Origin of the sequence: Bartonella heixiaziensis, assembly GCF_046245125.2 — a bacterium.
Lineage (GTDB): Bacteria > Pseudomonadota > Alphaproteobacteria > Rhizobiales > Rhizobiaceae > Bartonella > Bartonella heixiaziensis.
In genome coordinates this window covers 1,947,063-1,964,277 of the sequence record NZ_CP176404.1, presented here as the reverse complement: position 1 = coordinate 1,964,277, position 17,215 = coordinate 1,947,063, and the positions used below count along the sequence as shown (strand labels likewise).

Genomic DNA, 17,215 nt, shown 5'->3' with positions numbered 1-17,215 from the left:
AACAGTATAAAAAACTACGGCTAAAAAATGATAAAAAAGCCTTATAAGCGACAAATTCTCTGGCCAACCACATTTACCAAGCAAAAACTCCACACACCTCTGTTAAACACTATTTTTAATCGTTCTGGCCATCATACAACCGCAACCAAAGATAACAATCATTATGATCTTGTCGTTGCTTCTTATAATATCCATAAATGTGTAGGTGTTGATAAAGTTTTTAATCCTACCCGTATTGTTCATGTTATTGCTGAACTAAAAACTGATATTCTCGCTCTTCAAGAAGCAGATAAACGTTTTGGCGAACGTACTGGCTTGATTGATCTTCAGCTCTTAAAAGCTGAAACAGGTCTGTTTCCAGTCCCCCTGAATACTATGTCACCAAATGGTCATGGCTGGCATGGTAATGCTCTTTTTATGCGAAAAGGACGTGTATGCGATATCTTACAAGTTACTCTTCCTAGTATTGAACCACGTGGCGCTGTGATTGTAGAATTGGAAATGGAAGCAGGACTTATTCGTGTTATTGCTGCTCATTTTGGACTGTTGCGCTACTCTCGTAATCAGCAAGTAAAAACGCTTCTTGCTCTTCTACAAAAACGCCCCCTTATGCCTACACTACTTATAGGTGATCTCAATGAATGGCGGATAGGTAAAGGTTCTTCTTTAAATCATTTTTCTCCCTATTTTGATAGCACACTTGGAACTGTACCAAGCTTTCCTTCTCGTTTTCCTTTTTTGGCTCTTGATAGAATTCTTGCTTTTCCTCATCAATTAGTAATAAACGTTGAAAACCATTTTTCACCACTCGCGCGTATTGCTTCAGATCATTTACCAATTAAAGCGCATCTTAGTCTTGCTAATGCAATGACCACTCTGAAAAATAAAATAAGTGAACAAAACTAATGTGCCTCATCCCAATTTCGAGCAGCCATTACTTTTACTTCAAGCGGTACAGACAAAGATAATACCGGCATTGTGGCATTTTCCATAACCTTTTTAACAAGAACTATCGTCTTATCAATCTCAGCTTTTGGTACTTCAAAAATCAGTTCATCATGTACTTGCAGCAACATTTTTGCTGCCAATTTTTCTTTTTCTAAAGCATTTTCCATCTGTATCATGGCACGACGAATGATATCTGCAGCTGATCCTTGAATCGGCGCATTAATAGCAGCTCGTTCATTAAAAGCACGAACTTGCGGATTAGAGGCTTTTATTTCAGGATAATGAATACGACGACCAAAAATAGTTTGCACATAACCATGTTGACGTGCAAATATTTTAGTCGTTTCCATATAGTCTTTAATTCCTGGAAATCTTTCAAAATAAAGCTGAATATAACGCCCTGCCTCTTGCCGCGAAAGACCCAATTGATTTGCTAATCCAAAAGCGGAAATACCATAAATAATACCGAAATTAATTGCTTTCGCGCGTCTGCGTATGTCTGACGACATTTCTTCTATAGCAACCCCAAACATTTGTGACGCGGTTATCGCATGAATATCTTGACCTTGTGCAAAAGCTTCTTTTAACGCAGCAATATCAGCAATATGTGCAAGAATACGTAATTCAATTTGGCTATAATCAGCTGATAAAAGCTCATGCCCTTCCGGAGCAATGAAAGCTGTTCGGATTTTACGCCCTTCAGGAGTGCGTACCGGTATATTCTGTAAATTGGGTTCTGACGAAGATAAACGTCCTGTTGATGTTGTTGCTAAAGAATAATTCGTATGAACTCGCCCTGTTTTAGGAAAAATATAAGCAGGTAAAGCATCTGTGTAGGTTGATTTTAGTTTTACCAGTTGACGCCAATCAATGATCTTACGTGGCAAAAGATGACCTTCAGCAGCCAACTCTTCTAAAGTCTGAGCAGAAGTTGACCATTGTCCACCTTTAGTCTTAGCACCTCCAGACAACCCCATTTTACCAAAGAGAATCTCGCCTAATTGTTTTGGCGAAGCAAGATTAAATTTCTCACCAACCAACTGATAAATTTCTTCTTCTAAAGCAAAAGCAGCCTGTGCTAATTCTCCAGAAAGACGCGATAAAATCTGTCGATCAATAAGAATCCCACGCTCTTCCATTCTTGCGAGAACTTCTATCAGCGGTCGATCCAAGCGCTCATAAATTTTTGTCATTCCCTGCGCTACAAGCTGTGGTTTTAAAACTTGCCACAAACGAAGTGTTATATCGGCATCTTCTGCTGCATAAAAGGTTGCCTGTTTCAAATCCACTTGTGCAAAAGAAAAAATCTTTTTTCCATTCTGCGTTAAATCCTTGTAAGCAATTGGTTTATGTCCAAGCCAACGTTCAGACAAAGCATCCATATTGTGCGTAAAAGCTCCAGCATCTAAAGCATACGACAAAAGCATTGTGTCATCAAAAGAGCGTATCACAATACCTTGTTGCTTCATCACCAACCAATCATATTTCATATTTTGACCAATTTTTAAAACCGCTTTATTTTCTAATATAGGCTTTAAAAGCGTTAAAGCCTTTTTGGTCTCAATTTGTTCAGCAATACGTCCACCTCCCCAAAGATCATCTCCTCCCTCAATATGTTCAAGTGGTATATAGGCCGCTTTTCCTGGTTGTAATGCTAATGAAAAACCAACAAGCTTTGCTTGCAGTGGATCAAGGGAGGTTGTTTCAGTATCAAAAGCAAAATAACCTTGCTCTTCTGCTTCTGATAACCATTCTTGTAAAATTTTTTCATCCAGAATCGTTGTATAAGCCTCTCTTGTAATTTTTTGCATGAGAGCTTGATCTTTGCGTTTTTGTGCCAAAACCTGTGGCGAATTTTCAGAAAAACTATGCGATAGTAGTGTATCATCTTTTTGCACATCGAGAGCACCCTCATAATCAGTCTCTATACGCTCAATATTTACATCGAGTGCATCAATGGCTGTTGCATCACATTCTGTTGCTTCTGCTACGCGACGCGTGAGTGTGGTAAATTCCATGGCTTTCAGAAAAGCAATTAAACGCGGACCATCTTGTGGTTCCAAAACAAAACTCTCTAAATCATTCTCTATAGGAACATCTGTTTTAAGCCTAACGAGTTCACGAGAAATTTGTGCTTGCTCAGCATAATTTTGAATATTTTCACGTCGTTTTATTTGCTTAACTTCTGTCACACGTTGCAATAAAAGATCAAGATTGCCAAATTGATCCAATAATTGGGCCGCAATTTTTGGACCAATACCGGGGATACCTGGAACGTTATCTGTTGGATCTCCAGTCAAAGCTTGTAAGTCGACCATTTTTTCAGGTGCTACACCCCATTTTTCTATCACTTCAGAAATACCAATATGTTTGTCTTTCATTCCATCATATAAAGATACATGTGTGTTCACCAATTGCATTAAATCTTTATCAGAAGAAATGATCGTTGTTTTTGCTCCAATCTTTGTTGCCAATGTTGCATAGGTAGCAATTAAATCATCTGCTTCAAATCCTTCTTTTTCAATACAAGGCAAATTAAAAGCCTTTGTTGCCTGTCGTATTAACGCGAATTGGGGAATAAGATCTTCAGGAGGTGCCTCTCGATTGGCTTTATATTGAGGATAAATTTGTTTGCGGAATGTATCAGAGGAATAATCGAAAATAACAGCAAAATGCGTTGGAACAACACCAGCAGCTGTATTACGGGCATCACAGAGCAATTTCCATAACATATTACAAAAACCAGCGACAGCTCCTACAGGAAGTCCATCTTTTTTGCGCTTTAAAGGTGGCAAAGCGTAGTAAGCACGAAAAATATAACCCGACCCATCAACCAAAAAAAGATGATCTTTTGTTTCCATGACAATCCCATTTCTCCATTTCCGCGAAAAAATAACTTACTCTTATATTTTTTTTATTATTATTTTGAAATTTATCAAGTCGCCTCTAAAAAGCCATTTTTTATCTTCATAAAGCATGAAGTCGTTACATTTTATATTTAGTACCTAAAGCTTTTCTTTGCTGTTACAGGACATAATAGCTTTCATTTTGCTCCTCCTATGAGAGCTGAGGTACAACGTAGCGACAAGGTCGTTGTGGTGTTCCCCTCCCCACAACGGCCATATTTTTTATGAGATATATTTTAAAGGATATTGTTGTTCCTAAACCTTTAAATAATATTTTCCGGTCAGAGAGAGAATGTGTGAACTATTCAGAAACTTTGAAGTTGTTCCACAGGGCTTTTTCACCCATTTTTTTTATAAAATCAGCATGCATACTTCTTTCTTGTGCACTTAACCTTGAGGGTAAGGCTTGGGGACGAGCTTTAACAAGTGAAAAAGCATTGTTAACGCATTGAGTATCCACAACGCTCCCACTGTTATCGAAACCCAATACACCCTGTTTTCCACCAATGAGCTCAATATAAACATCGGCGAGAATCTCCGCATCAAGCAGAGCACCATGAAGAACACGATGACTATTATCAATTCCAAAACGTTTGCATAAAACATCAAGAGAATTAGGACCCATTGGAAATTTGCGCCGTGCCATAGCCAATGTATCGAGAATATTATCAACACTGATAAGCGGCTTATTCGCTCGTCCTAATTCTGCATTCAAAAAGCCAATATCAAAACTTGCATTATGGGCAATCATTGTTGCGCCATTGATAAATTCTAAAAACGCATCAGCAATATCGCTGAAGCTTTTTTCATTCTTTAAGCGTTCATTAGTCAACCCATGAATTGCCACAACTTCATCAGGAATAATAACGCCTTGCGGATTCAAATAAACATGGAATCGGCGCCCTGTAAGATAGCGATCAACCATTTCTACACAACCAATTTCGATTATGCGATCTTTCTCTTTATCTAAGCCTGTTGTTTCTGTATCAAAAATAATTTCACGCATTGCTTCAATTCTTTAGCAAAATTTCCATCACGTCAAAAACTTGTTGGCGTGTATTCTCTAAATCTTTGCCTGTATCAATGACAAAATCAGCACGCGCTCGTTTTTTTTCATCAGATATTTGTTTAGCATTGATAAATGCAAATTTTTTTTCACTCATGTTTGGGCGAATCATTGCGCGTGCTTTTTGTATTTCCGGTGGAGCAGAGACAACAATTACGCTGTCCACACGATTTTCACTCTTTGTTTCAAAAAGCAAAGGAATCTCAAGAACTATTAATTTTTTCCCTTTTTTGCGTGCTTTATCAATAAATTCTTTTTCTTTTTTCCGCACTAAAGGGTGAATCATTTTTTCTAATGTTTTTAATTTTTTACTATCATTGATCAAAATCTCTGAAAGCTTTAGGCGATTAACTTTACCATTTTCAACAACATTAGGGAAAATGTATTCTATGAGCGACAAAGTTGGTTCACTCTTGTAAAGTTCGTGTACCACTTTATCAGCGCTAAAAACAGGAACACTTGCTTGTTTGAAAAAATCAGCAACTGTTGATTTTCCCATAGCAATTGATCCTGTCAATCCTATGATCTTCATCCTCTCTCTTCACCCATATCCTCTAAAATTGCTGCTCGTAACGCCTTTGTTACCTGCGGTCTTATTCCAAACCATCTTTCAAAACCAATAACAGCTTGATGTAAAAGCATACCAAGCCCATCAACTGTTCTTAGACCATGGGCTTTTGCTTGTTGCAAAAAAGGCGTTATCAATGGTGTGTAAACAATATCTGTCACTATTGTTGTTGTCTTTGCTTTATGAAAATAGCAAAAAAAAGAATCACTTTTTTTATCGTGTGAATTTATTATACCTACAGAAGTCGTATTGACAATCAAATCAGCTTGATAAACCATCTCGCTAACATTATCCCAATCGTGGACTTCAACAGGTTTTCCGAAATGCTCGGCTAAATTATCCGCTCGTTGTTTAGTACGATTAAGTAAGAAAATGCGCTCAAATCCCCGTGTTTTTAAGGCGTATAAGACGGCACGTGCAGCACCACCTGCACCAAAAACAAGAGCTGTTTCGCCAGCCCAACCAGAAACAGAATCATCAAGATTAGCGCAAAAACCATAGGCATCACTATTTGTAGCGCAAAGTTTATCTCCTTCATACCACAGCGTATTAGCAGCACCAATCATTGTTGCTACCTCATCTTTATGATCCGCTAAACAGAAGGCTTCCTGCTTATAAGGTAAAGTAACATTGCCTCCACAAAAACCTCTTTCTTGTACAGATGCAATAAAATCCTTGAATCCTTCAGGTGCTATGTCTTGTGCTAGATATTCACCTTGTAAACCGTATTGTTTAAGCCAAAATTTATGAATTTTTGGCGATTTTGAATGATGAATAGGAGTGCCAACAACAAAAGCATGCGGAGAGTTTTTTTCTTTGCGCTTTCTTGTTAAATTAACCATCAATGGCTCCTAAATAACGCAATTTTACGAGTAAAGGTAAGAGTGGTAAACCAATAATAGTAAAAAAATCTCCCTCAATTTTCTCAAAAAGATGAATTCCTTCTCCTTCAATTTGATATACTCCCACACTGTTTAGAACATCTGACCCTACACGAGATAAATAACGTTCTATAAACTCTGTTGAGAGAGGACGTACAGACATATGAGCACTAAAAGCTTCAATCCAAATTTCTTGGCCATTCCTAAATAAAGCCACCGCGCTATGAAGAGAATGCTTTTTACCTGATAAAGCGCACAAACGTTGATGTGCTTCTTTGTCATTTGTAACTTTGTGAAAAATTTGACCTTCCAAATCAAGTACTTGATCACAACCAATGACAAAAGCATCAGGAAAGCGATCAGAAACATTTTTTGCTTTTGCACTTGCAAGAAAACAACAAAGTTCTTTAGGTATTTTTATTTCTGCTGTTTTCTCTATCTCTCTTTCATCAAAAGAAGCCCCTTCAATAAAAAAACTTAAACCTGCTTTTTTCAACAATTGTGCACGATAAGAACTGAGGGATGCTAATATTAATGTTTCTGCTGTCATGAGAATTTTCTTTCATTTTCTTTCACGAAATCGTGACAAAAGTTCAAATATTGCAGCAGCTGTTTCTTCAATAGAACGTCTTGTGACATCAATAATAGGCCAATCAAAACGTTCGCAAATGCGCTTTGCATAAGTCAATTCTTCAGCTATATTGATTCGATCAGCATAACTTTCAAGAGAAAAATCATCTCCTAAATCTCTATTTTGACGAATATGTGAGATTCGTTCAGCTGAAGCAATTAAGCCAATGATCAAAGCATTTTTTGCCTCTAAAAGAGCTTCAGGTAAATCAATTCCTGGAATAAGAGGAACATTAGCAGCTTTTATTCCGCGATTTGCTAAATAGATACTGGTTGGTGTTTTAGAAGTTCTTGATATTCCTACAAGTATCACATCTGCATCCAATAAGCTGTTGGGAGATTGCCCATCATCATGCTCTATTGTAAAATCTAACGCTTCAATACGACGAAAGTAATCTGCATTGAGATCATGCTGTGCACTAACACGTAAATTTGTGGGCATTCCAAGATAAGACTGAAAAGCATCCAAAACAGGGTGGAGTATGTCAATACAGGGAACTTCTATTTTCTCACATATTCTCCTAAGAAGCATTTTAATTTTTTTATCAATGATTGTGTAAAGAACTATACCCGGCTCTTGTTGTATTTCATCAAGAGCTCTTTGCAGCTGTGTTTCATTGCGAATCATAGGATAGATATGTTCTGTTGTCTGAATCATCGTATATTGTGCTGCTACAGCCCTTCCCACAGAGATTAATGTTTCTCCCGTTGCATCAGAAAGCATGTGTAAATGAAAAAACTTTTTTTCTCTTGTCACAAAAATTTTAACTCCTTGTTAATAAATGTGTATATATCATCGTAATTTTTTATAAAATGAAACTTTAGAAAAAGTTTTTCATTATTATGCACAAATTGAACAATTGTGATAAATAAAAGCTTCTTATGAGAAAAGAATGGGGATAATACCCTTAAAATAATGCTATAATTTATTTTTTTTATTTTTCCTTTGTGGATAAAGTTGAGGATGAGTAAGGTATAAATAATAATCCACATTAAACACAGGCTTAAATAAGAATAATCCTCTCTTTCTCTTAAATTATTAATACAAAAAATCTTTAAAAAATAAAAATCATTTTGAATATTAATTTATTAACGATATAAATTATTTTTATTATAAATAAGTTTTTTATTTTTTTATGAATCATTTTTATAAACGATTTTGAAATATGATTGCTAAATTATATATGAAAATAAATCTTATGAAGGATACTTGCAGTTTTTAAAAGTTAAGTGTAGAATATATCCACCTTATTAAGAGTGTTCTATTCTTCAATATTTTCCATAAATTAATTTTGAAAACAATCCTTTACCTATTAATAAAGAGCATATTTCATGCAAGAAATGAAATTACAAGAACTTAAAAGTAAAAATCCAGTTGAACTTGTCTCTTTTGCTGAAACATTAGAAGTTGAAAATGCTTCTCTCATGCGTAAGCAAGAATTAATGTTTGCTATCTTGAAAAAGCTTGCTTCGCAAGACGTAGAAATTATAGGAGAAGGAGTTGTTGAAGTTTTACAAGATGGCTTTGGATTTTTGCGATCTGCTGATGCTAATTATCTTCCAGGTCCTGATGATATTTATCTTTCTCCCGCACAGATACAGTCTTTTTCTTTAAAAACGGGTGATACTGTTGAGGGGCCTATACGTAGTCCAAAAGAAGGAGAACGTTATTTTGCTCTCCTTAAAATTAATACAATCAATTTTGAAGATCCTGAAAAAATTCGTTATAAAATTCACTTTGATAATTTAACTCCCCTTTATTCCAATGAACGGTTTCAAATGGAAATACAAGATCCTACAGAAAAGGATATGTCGTCACGAGTGATCGATTTGATATCACCATTAGGAAAAGGGCAGAGAGGATTAATTGTAGCGCCTCCTAGAACAGGAAAAACGGTTTTACTTCAAAATATTGCTCATTCTATCACCACTAATCATCCTGAGTGTTACCTCATTGTTCTCTTAATTGATGAACGACCAGAAGAGGTTACTGATATGCAGCGTTCTGTAAAAGGAGAAGTCGTTTCTTCTACTTTTGATGAACCAGCAATACGTCACGTACAAGTTGCTGAGATGGTTATTGAAAAAGCCAAACGCCTTGTTGAATATGGTCGTGATGTTGTTATTCTTCTCGATTCTATTACCCGTCTTGGACGGGCTTACAATACTGTTGTTCCTTCATCAGGTAAAGTTTTGACAGGGGGTGTTGATGCAAATGCGCTACAACGCCCGAAACGTTTTTTTGGTGCAGCACGTAATATTGAAGAAGGTGGATCTTTAACCATTATTGCAACGGCATTAATAGATACGGGTAGTCGTATGGATGAGGTTATTTTTGAAGAATTTAAAGGAACAGGTAATTCGGAAATTGTTCTTGACCGTAAAGTTGCTGATAAACGCATTTTCCCTGCTATGGATATTTTGAAGTCAGGAACGCGTAAGGAAGAACTTCTAGTAGCGCGACAAGATTTACATAAAATTTTTGTTCTTCGCCGTATTTTAGCACCTATGAATGTAACAGATGCTATTGAATTTTTGATTGATAAATTAAAACAAACAAAAAACAATAGCGAATTCTTTGATTCAATGAATACATAGAATCATTAAGTTTTTTGTTTAGGATTATTCCTGTGGATACAATCTTTGCTGTTTCGAGTGGATTGTTGCCTTCAGGGGTTGCAGTCATTCGGCTTTCTGGTCCTCATGTTGTATCTATTGTTAAAGCGCTTTGTGGTCGTTTACCTAAAGCGCGGTTCATGCATTATGGAAATCTTACAGCTCGTGATGGGAGCTTTTTGGATTCTGCTTTAACTGTTTTTTTTCCTGCTCCTCATAGTTTCACGGGAGAAGATTGTGCAGAGTTTCATTTGCATGGAGGAAAAGCCGTTGTTAATCGTTTTCTTGATGAATTATCTACATTTGAAGGGTGTCGTATTGCAGAAGCGGGTGAATTTTCGCGTCGTGCATTTATTGAGGGGAAATTAGATCTTGTTCAGGCAGAAGCACTTGCTGATTTAATAGAGGCAGAAACTGAAAGTCAGCGGCGTTTAGCAATTATGGGTACAACTGGTCGTTTAACATCGCTTTATCGCGATTGGCGTCATAAACTTATGAAAGTACGTGCTTTTATTGAAGCAGAACTTGATTTTTCTGATGAAGCTGACATTCCTCATTTGGTATCTGATAAAATTTGGAAAGATGTAGAAGAACTCTCCATTTCTCTTCGTAAACATATTGCTGAGGGTGAACGAGCTAGTATTTTACGTGACGGGTTAAAGGTTGTTATTGCAGGGGCTCCAAATTCTGGAAAATCAAGCATTATTAATCGTTTGGCTGGAAAACCTGTTGCCATTGTGATGGAAGAAGCGGGAACAACACGTGATGCTTTAGAAATTAGGCTTGTTCTCAGTGGTTTACCGGTTTTTTTAACAGACACTGCTGGTTTTAGAGAAACAGAAAATAAAATAGAAAAATTGGGAATAGAAGTTGCAAAACAGCATATTTTGGATGCTGATTTGGTTATTTTAGTTTATGATATGGGAAATCCTAAAGAGATCGATTTACCAGAAACAACTGCTGAAATATGGCGTGTTGGTAATAAGCTTGATCTTTATGAAGAGGATAAAACACGTTGGTTTATACAATTTTCTGCATTAACAGGTTTTAATTTTGATAATTTTATTAAAGAACTTGAGTTGTTTTGTTTACGTCGTTCTTCTGAAATTGGAAATCTTGTTCCAGCACGTAAAAGACAACTTCAGTTATTAAAAGAAGCTGTTAAAGAGATAGACGCTTCTCTCAATTATAATACTATTGATTTAAGTTTACGTGCAGAACATCTTCGTCGTGCAAGTGATTTTCTTGGGAAAATTACGGGAGATATAGATGTTGAAGATTTACTTGATATTATTTTTTCAGAATTTTGCGTTGGTAAATAATGATTCACGTGAAACATTGATTATTTAAATAGACACATTTAAAAGATTGTGTATTTTATGTCTTGTTTCACGTGAAACTTTGGAATAGGTTCTCTATGGGATGAGACAAATGCAATTATATGATGTTGTTGTTGTTGGGGGTGGTCATGCAGGCTGTGAAGCAGCTTCAGCTTCAGCACGTGTTGGAGCGCGGACAGCCCTCATAACACATAAAATATCAGCCATAGGGACAATGTCTTGTAATCCTGCTATCGGTGGACTTGGAAAAGGACATCTGGTTCGTGAAATAGATGCTTTGGATGGTCTTATGGGAAAAGCAGCAGATGCTGCTGGAATTCAATTTAGACTACTTAATCGACGCAAAGGACCAGCAGTAAGAGGACCGCGTACGCAAGCAGATAGAAAATTATATAAAGAAGCAATTCAGAAATTTTTGCAAGAACAAGATAATCTTATTCTACTTGAAGATGAAGTTGTTGATCTGATTGTTAAAGATAATTACGTTTCAGGTGTTTTTTTAAAAAAACAGGGAACTCTTTTTTCCGGTGCTGTCGTTTTAACTACAGGGACATTTTTAAATGGCCTTATTCATATTGGGGATAAGAGGTATGTTGCTGGACGGATGGGAGAACAGTCAAGTGTCAAGCTTGCTGAACGCTTAAAAAATTATAATATAACTCTTGGGAGATTAAAAACAGGGACACCAGCTCGTCTTAATAAAAAAACTATTCGTTGGGAATATCTTCAAAAACAGCAAGCTGATGAAGATCCTGTCCCCTTTTCTCTTTTAACAGAAAAAATTGAACAACCTCAAATTGAATGTGCAATAACGCGTACAAATGCACAGACACATCAAATTATTCATGAAAATATTCATAAATCTGCTTTATATTCTGGAGCTATTGAAGGATTAGGTCCACGGTATTGTCCTTCAATTGAAGATAAAATTATTAAATTTGGTGAACGTGATGGACATCAGATTTTTCTAGAACCAGAAGGTCTAGATACTGATACTATTTATCCAAATGGTCTTTCTACTTCTCTTCCTGAAGATGTACAAATTTCTTTACTAAAAACAATTGAAGGATTAGAAAATGTTGAGGTTTTTCAACCTGGGTATGCTATTGAATATGATTTTGTTAATCCACAACAATTGACTAGAACCTTAGAGTTGCGTTCTTTGCCAAGGTTATTTTTAGCTGGACAAATTAATGGTACAACGGGATATGAGGAAGCTGCGGCTCAAGGGCTTTTAGCTGGATTGAATGCCGCCCGTAAGGTTACAGGGTTAGATGAAATATTTATAAGTCGTTCGACAGCTTATATTGGTGTTATGATAGATGATTTGGTTTCGCGTGGGGTTTGTGAACCTTATAGAATGTTTACTTCACGGGCTGAGTTTCGTTTATCATTACGGTCTGATAATGCTGATGCTCGTTTAACACCTTTGGCACAACAGTGGGGTATTGTCAGTAAAATACGTTGGGATTGTTATCAGCAAAAACAGTACCGTCTTGATCAAGCACGATCAATCTGCCAAAAACTTTTTCTAACACCTAATGAGGCATCTGCTCATGGATTACAGGTAAATCACGATGGCGTTCGGCGTTCGGCTTATGATTTTCTTGCTTATCCCCATATGACTATAGAACGTCTTTCAAATTTTTGGCCACAATTAAAGTCTATTGATTCTAAAACTGTCGAATCTTTAGAAATTGAAGCACAGTATGCAGTTTATTTAGAAAAACAAGCACAAGATATTGCTGCTCTTCAGCGAGATGAACGTCTAGAAATACCTTCTTCTCTTAATATTCAAGCTATTTCAGGTCTTTCAAATGAGTTAAAAACAAAAATTCAAAAAATATCACCACGTTCAATTGCTGATGCACAAAAAATTGATGGTATGACTCCAGCAGCATTATCACTCATTATCACTTATATTCAACGTCAAAAACGTGAAAAGGCTCAATCAGTTTAATGGATGTTTCCATAGAAGAAAAATATCAAGCACTCTTAAATATCATTCCTTCTGTTTCACGTGAAACGATGGAGGATTTAGTACAATTTGAATCTTTGATAGTTCAATGGAATATGCATATTAATTTGGTATCTCCTGCAACAATACCAATTCTATGGACACGACATATTTTGGATTCAGCCCAAATTTATCCTTTACATAGCCACTTTTTACACTGGTGTGATCTTGGATCAGGAGGAGGCTTTCCTGCAATTGTTATTGCTATTTTAATGAAAGAAAAAAAAGTAGGGCATATTGATCTTGTTGAAAGCAACGGAAAAAAAATAGCTTTTTTACGAACAGTTATTACTCAACTTAGTCTTCCTGCAACAGTTCATCATTGTAGAATTGAAGATGTTTATGAAAAAATAAGAATACCGGACGTTATAACAGCGAGAGGATTAGCTCCGTTAGATGATCTCTTACAGCTTATTTTTCCATTGTTAACAAAAAAAACAATAGCTCTTTTGCAAAAAGGTCGGGATTACTCTACGGAAATAACAAAAGCCTCTGCCAATTGGCGTTTTGATCTGCTAAAACATAAAAGTAAAATTGATGAAAATTCTGTGATTTTAGAAATTTCTCATGTTCGATCATATAGAGGGTAAAGCAAAATGAGCGAAACACGAATTATCGCTATTGCAAACCAAAAAGGTGGGGTCGGCAAAACAACTACAGCAATTAATCTTGCAACGGCTTTAGCAGCGATTGGTGAAAATGTCCTCATTATGGATGTTGATCCGCAAGGGAATGCAAGTACAGGATTGGGAATTGATCGTAATAGCCGTCCTTTATCTTCTTATGATGTTTTGATTTCAGGAATTTCAGTTACAAAAGCAGCTTTGAAAACTGCTGTACCTAATCTCCATATTGTCCCTTCTACGCTTGATCTTTTAGGCGTAGAAATGGAAATTGCTTCATCACAAGATCGCATTCAACGGTTGCGTAAAGCACTCTGCGATGACCCGAAGATGATCAAGAAATATAGTTATATTCTCATTGATTGTCCTCCCTCTCTTAATCTTTTAACACTTAATGCTATGGGTGCAGCGGATTCTGTTTTAGTACCTATGCAGTGTGAATTTTTAGCACTTGAAGGTTTAAGCCAATTGCTTGAAACAGTAAAACAAGTGCGATCTGTTCTTAATCCATCTTTAGAAATTCAAGGTATTGTTCTAACAATGTATGATGGACGTAATAATCTTTCGAATCAAGTTGTCGAAGATGTGCGTTCTTTTATGGGAGATAAAGTTTATCGTACCGTTATTCCACGAAATGTACGTGTATCTGAGGCTCCCTCTTTCGGTAAACCAGTGTTGCTTTATGATCTGAAATGTGCAGGTAGTCAAGCATATTTGCGTTTAGCATCGGAAGTAATTCAACGTGAAAAACAAGCACGTGCTGCTGCTTAGATTAGAAATGTAAAAAATTTTATAAGAAAATTTAAAGAGCAAAATTATGAATGATGATCAATCAAAAAAAAGACTAGGTCGTGGGTTAGCAGCGTTAATTGGAGACATCAATTTAAATAACAATATTGCACGTTCATCAAGTTCTGACAAATTGATAGAACCTAATGCAATTTCTACACTTTCTGAGCAATTTGTTCCTCTTGAATCTATTTCGTGCAATCCACACAATCCGCGGCGTCACTTTACTGATTCAGAACTTGATAATTTAGCACAATCAATTCGTCAGCATGGAGTTGTTCAACCTGTCATTGTAAGACCTTCACGTGATCGTCCTCATAGGTTTGAATTAATCGCTGGTGAACGACGGTGGCGTGCTGCTCAACGGGCTAATTTAAGTCAATTGCCAGTCATTATTCGCGATGTTGATGATAAGACAGCTTTGGAATTGGCAATAATTGAAAATGTTCAACGTGCCGATCTTAATCCTATCGAAGAAGCAATGGGATATGAAATTTTACTGAATGAGCATGGATATACGCAGGCAGATTTGGCACAAGTTATTGGAAAAAGCCGGAGTCATGTTGCAAATACGCTTCGTTTGTTAAAACTTCCACCAAAAGTACAACAATTTTTAACTGATGGGCAACTCTCCGCTGGTCATGCACGCTGTCTTATCACTGTTGAGAATCCACAGGATTTAGCCGAAAAAATCATTCGTGAGGGGCTCTCTGTGCGCCAAACGGAAATACTTGCATATGAACAGGCAAATCCAAAAGTCAAAAAACGAACTGTTGTTGAGAAAAATACGGAAACAAAATCTTTAGAAAAATTACTTGCAGACGTGATAGGAATGAAAGTGACTATTCGGCATGGCAAAAAAGGTGGTGATTTAAAAATACGCTACTCTTCATTAGAACAATTGGATGATATTTGCCGGCGTTTGCAAAACTAATTAATTGTCCAAAATAGCACGAATTCTATCGATATATTTTTGACCGAAATTTAAATTATCTAAAGATATAGTATTTTTTTCATTGAAGAGAATTTCTTTATCTTCAAAGGCTATTATTGCAGCTAAAGTTGCTTGAAGAGCTATAAGACCAATAACATAATCTTTCGGTGAGAGATTATGTTTTCTTAAAAGATCCATTAGTTTTGGTCTAGCAGAAATAGAGGCAATGAGCCCTTCAATGCTGTTATCATTTCCGGTATTGGATGCCTCTGGCTCTGGAGGTAAATCTTCAATTTCTTTTTTTAGATGTTCTATTTTTGAGAGTAAATCTTCTGTTAAAGGATAATTTGCAACGATATTTGGATTGCTGATAGGTGAAAAAACAAATTGATTATCCGTCCCATTTGCCATTGTTATTTGAACATATGTTAAAAAAGGGAAAAGAAAAAGCAAACACAATACCAATTTAAACATGGTCAAAATTTATCCTTTCTTTTCCAGATTTTAGCGAAGACTTTTTCGTCTGCAAAGTTAATAATTTGTTCAAAGTAGCACGAATTCTATTTACAACGCCCTTTTAAAATAACAAATATTCTATACATATGTTTTTTACCAAATTCTAAATTATCTGAAACTACAGTATTTTTTTCATCAAAAGAAATCCCCTCTTTTTTGAGAATTTCAAGAGGAACTAAAAGCATTGTTAATGTTGTTTGAAAGGCAAGGGTACCTATAGCGAAATCTTTAGGTGTGATATTATTTTTTCTTAAAATATTCATTAATTTTGGTTGATTAGAAATAGAAGCTACGAATCCTTCAAGACTGTCGTCCTGTTCAATTTTAATATCAGATGCTTTCTCAGTATTGGATATTTTTGATTCTGATGGTGAGTTTTCACAATCTTCTTTATTAATTTGTTCCATTTTTAAGAGAAAATCTTCTGTTAAGGTGTAATTTGCAATAACATGCGGGAACTCAAATTGATTGTCTGTTTTCTTTTCCTTTGCTATTGTTAGTTGGGTATGTATTACAAAAAGAAAAAGGAGAAACAAACGTAATACGAACTTGAACATGGTTAGAAATTATCCTTTCTTCTTCGAATTTCAGCAAAGACTTCTTCATCTGCTTCTTCTTCCATTGCAAGGTTTTTTCGCAACGCACTGTCATCCCAGCGGAGAAAGGGATTGGTAACTTTTTCTTGCCCTAAGGTTACTGGTAAAGTCATAGCGTTTTTTGCACGTAGCAAAAAAACTTCTTCTACTCTTTTACGAAGTTTCTGATTATGTGGATCAAGTGTTAATGCGAAAAGAGCATTGGTTTTGGTATATTCATGACCGCAATAAAGAAGTGTTTTATCAGGAAGTTTACGAAGCTTTTTTAAAGAGTTGAGCATTTGAGCAGGTGTTCCTTCAAAAAGGCGTCCACAACCAAGAGAGAAAAGTGTATCTCCAGCAAAGAGTACACTTTCCTCAGGAAAGTAATAAGATAGTGCGCCCAAAGTGTGACCAGGTGTTGAAAGAGCTAAAAGCGGGTGCGTGCCAAAGAAAAGATTTTCATCAGGTTGAAGTGTTTGATCAAGATGATGAATCTTTTCTTTCTCTGCTTCTGGTCCAATAACGACAGCCTTATAAACTTGTTTTAACTCTTCCAGTGCTTCTACATGGTCGTGATGATGATGAGTTACAAAAATAGTCTGAAGTGTCCAGTTACGGCGTTTTAAGGCGTTATGAATCGCTTTACTTTCAGGCGCATCAATTGCAGCTGTGTAGCCGCTTTTTTCATCATGAATGAGTACACCAAAATTATCTTTTCTACATATGAACTGTTCAATTAACATATCTTTTCTCCATGAACAGTGTGCAGCCATAAATCTACAAAAGAATTTAGAGTTATGGAT

Annotated in this window: 16 protein-coding genes; 7 read left to right on the top strand and 9 right to left on the bottom strand. The window is 36.1% G+C overall.

Annotated elements, in window-relative coordinates; translation table 11 throughout:
• Positions 1 to 27 precede the first annotated feature (27 nt).
• Positions 28 to 906 (top strand): endonuclease/exonuclease/phosphatase family protein, encoded by an 879-nt coding sequence (locus ACKC4Y_RS08610; RefSeq protein ID WP_409361316.1) that lies wholly within the window; start codon positions 28 to 30, stop codon positions 904 to 906.
• Here the strand turns inward: ACKC4Y_RS08610 and polA are convergent.
• From polA to ACKC4Y_RS08580, 6 genes are all read right to left on the bottom strand, one after another.
• Positions 903 to 3,809, bottom strand: a complete 2,907-nt coding sequence (polA, locus tag ACKC4Y_RS08605) for a DNA polymerase I (protein ID WP_409361315.1) — start codon at positions 3,807 to 3,809, stop codon at positions 903 to 905. The genes ACKC4Y_RS08610 and polA overlap by 4 nt on opposite strands.
• 346 nt (positions 3,810 to 4,155) lie before the next feature.
• The gene (dnaQ, locus tag ACKC4Y_RS08600) at positions 4,156 to 4,860 is read right to left on the bottom strand and encodes a DNA polymerase III subunit epsilon (protein WP_409361314.1); all 705 of its coding nucleotides are present in this window, start codon (positions 4,858 to 4,860) and stop codon (positions 4,156 to 4,158) included.
• Positions 4,861 to 4,864: 4 nt separating this feature from the next.
• Positions 4,865 to 5,452, bottom strand: a complete 588-nt coding sequence (gene coaE, locus ACKC4Y_RS08595; RefSeq protein WP_409361313.1) for a dephospho-CoA kinase — start codon at positions 5,450 to 5,452, stop codon at positions 4,865 to 4,867.
• On the bottom strand, positions 5,449 to 6,330 hold the full coding sequence (locus tag ACKC4Y_RS08590) for a shikimate dehydrogenase (protein ID WP_409361312.1): 882 nt from the start codon (positions 6,328 to 6,330) through the stop codon (positions 5,449 to 5,451). The genes coaE and ACKC4Y_RS08590 overlap by 4 nt, the downstream gene beginning before the upstream one ends.
• Positions 6,323 to 6,919 carry a Maf family nucleotide pyrophosphatase gene (locus ACKC4Y_RS08585; protein WP_409361311.1) on the bottom strand — a complete coding sequence of 199 codons (597 nt, stop codon included), beginning with the start codon at positions 6,917 to 6,919 and terminating at the stop codon, positions 6,323 to 6,325. The genes ACKC4Y_RS08590 and ACKC4Y_RS08585 overlap by 8 nt, the downstream gene beginning before the upstream one ends.
• 12 nt (positions 6,920 to 6,931) lie before the next feature.
• Positions 6,932 to 7,756 (bottom strand): pyruvate, water dikinase regulatory protein, encoded by an 825-nt coding sequence (locus ACKC4Y_RS08580; RefSeq protein WP_409361310.1) that lies wholly within the window; start codon positions 7,754 to 7,756, stop codon positions 6,932 to 6,934.
• Between the two features lie 575 nt (positions 7,757 to 8,331).
• Between ACKC4Y_RS08580 and rho the strand changes: the two genes are divergently transcribed.
• The 6 genes from rho to ACKC4Y_RS08550 all read left to right on the top strand — a co-directional run bounded on the left by rho (position 8,332) and on the right by ACKC4Y_RS08550 (position 15,318).
• Positions 8,332 to 9,597, top strand: a complete 1,266-nt coding sequence (gene rho / locus ACKC4Y_RS08575; RefSeq protein ID WP_006923656.1) for a transcription termination factor Rho — start codon at positions 8,332 to 8,334, stop codon at positions 9,595 to 9,597.
• A gap of 32 nt (positions 9,598 to 9,629) precedes the next feature.
• Positions 9,630 to 10,937, top strand: coding sequence for a tRNA uridine-5-carboxymethylaminomethyl(34) synthesis GTPase MnmE (mnmE, locus tag ACKC4Y_RS08570; RefSeq protein WP_409361309.1), 1,308 nt, complete (start codon positions 9,630 to 9,632; stop codon positions 10,935 to 10,937).
• Positions 10,938 to 11,046: 109 nt separating this feature from the next.
• A complete protein-coding gene (gene mnmG, locus ACKC4Y_RS08565; RefSeq protein WP_409361308.1) occupies positions 11,047 to 12,915 on the top strand; it encodes a tRNA uridine-5-carboxymethylaminomethyl(34) synthesis enzyme MnmG in 1,869 nt (622 codons plus the stop codon).
• Entirely contained in the window at positions 12,915 to 13,562 is a 648-nt protein-coding gene (gene rsmG, locus ACKC4Y_RS08560) for a 16S rRNA (guanine(527)-N(7))-methyltransferase RsmG (protein ID WP_409361307.1), read from the top strand. Before mnmG ends, rsmG begins: the two co-directional genes overlap by 1 nt.
• Positions 13,563 to 13,568: 6 nt before the next feature.
• Positions 13,569 to 14,366: a ParA family protein gene (locus ACKC4Y_RS08555; protein ID WP_409361306.1), complete on the top strand. Its 798-nt coding sequence runs from the start codon at positions 13,569 to 13,571 to the stop codon at positions 14,364 to 14,366.
• Positions 14,367 to 14,412: 46 nt separating this feature from the next.
• A complete protein-coding gene (locus ACKC4Y_RS08550; RefSeq protein ID WP_409361305.1) occupies positions 14,413 to 15,318 on the top strand; it encodes a ParB/RepB/Spo0J family partition protein in 906 nt (301 codons plus the stop codon).
• On the opposite strand, the gene ACKC4Y_RS08545 is transcribed toward ACKC4Y_RS08550, so the two are convergent.
• From ACKC4Y_RS08545 to gloB, 3 genes are all read right to left on the bottom strand, one after another.
• Positions 15,319 to 15,792: a hypothetical protein gene (locus ACKC4Y_RS08545; protein ID WP_409362180.1), complete on the bottom strand. Its 474-nt coding sequence runs from the start codon at positions 15,790 to 15,792 to the stop codon at positions 15,319 to 15,321.
• Positions 15,793 to 15,878: 86 nt separating this feature from the next.
• On the bottom strand, positions 15,879 to 16,391 hold the full coding sequence (locus ACKC4Y_RS08540) for a hypothetical protein (RefSeq protein WP_409361304.1): 513 nt from the start codon (positions 16,389 to 16,391) through the stop codon (positions 15,879 to 15,881).
• A 2-nt stretch (positions 16,392 to 16,393) separates the two neighbouring features.
• Positions 16,394 to 17,155 carry a hydroxyacylglutathione hydrolase gene (gene gloB / locus ACKC4Y_RS08535; RefSeq protein ID WP_409361303.1) on the bottom strand — a complete coding sequence of 254 codons (762 nt, stop codon included), beginning with the start codon at positions 17,153 to 17,155 and terminating at the stop codon, positions 16,394 to 16,396.
• Between the last annotated feature and the right edge of the window lie 60 nt (positions 17,156 to 17,215).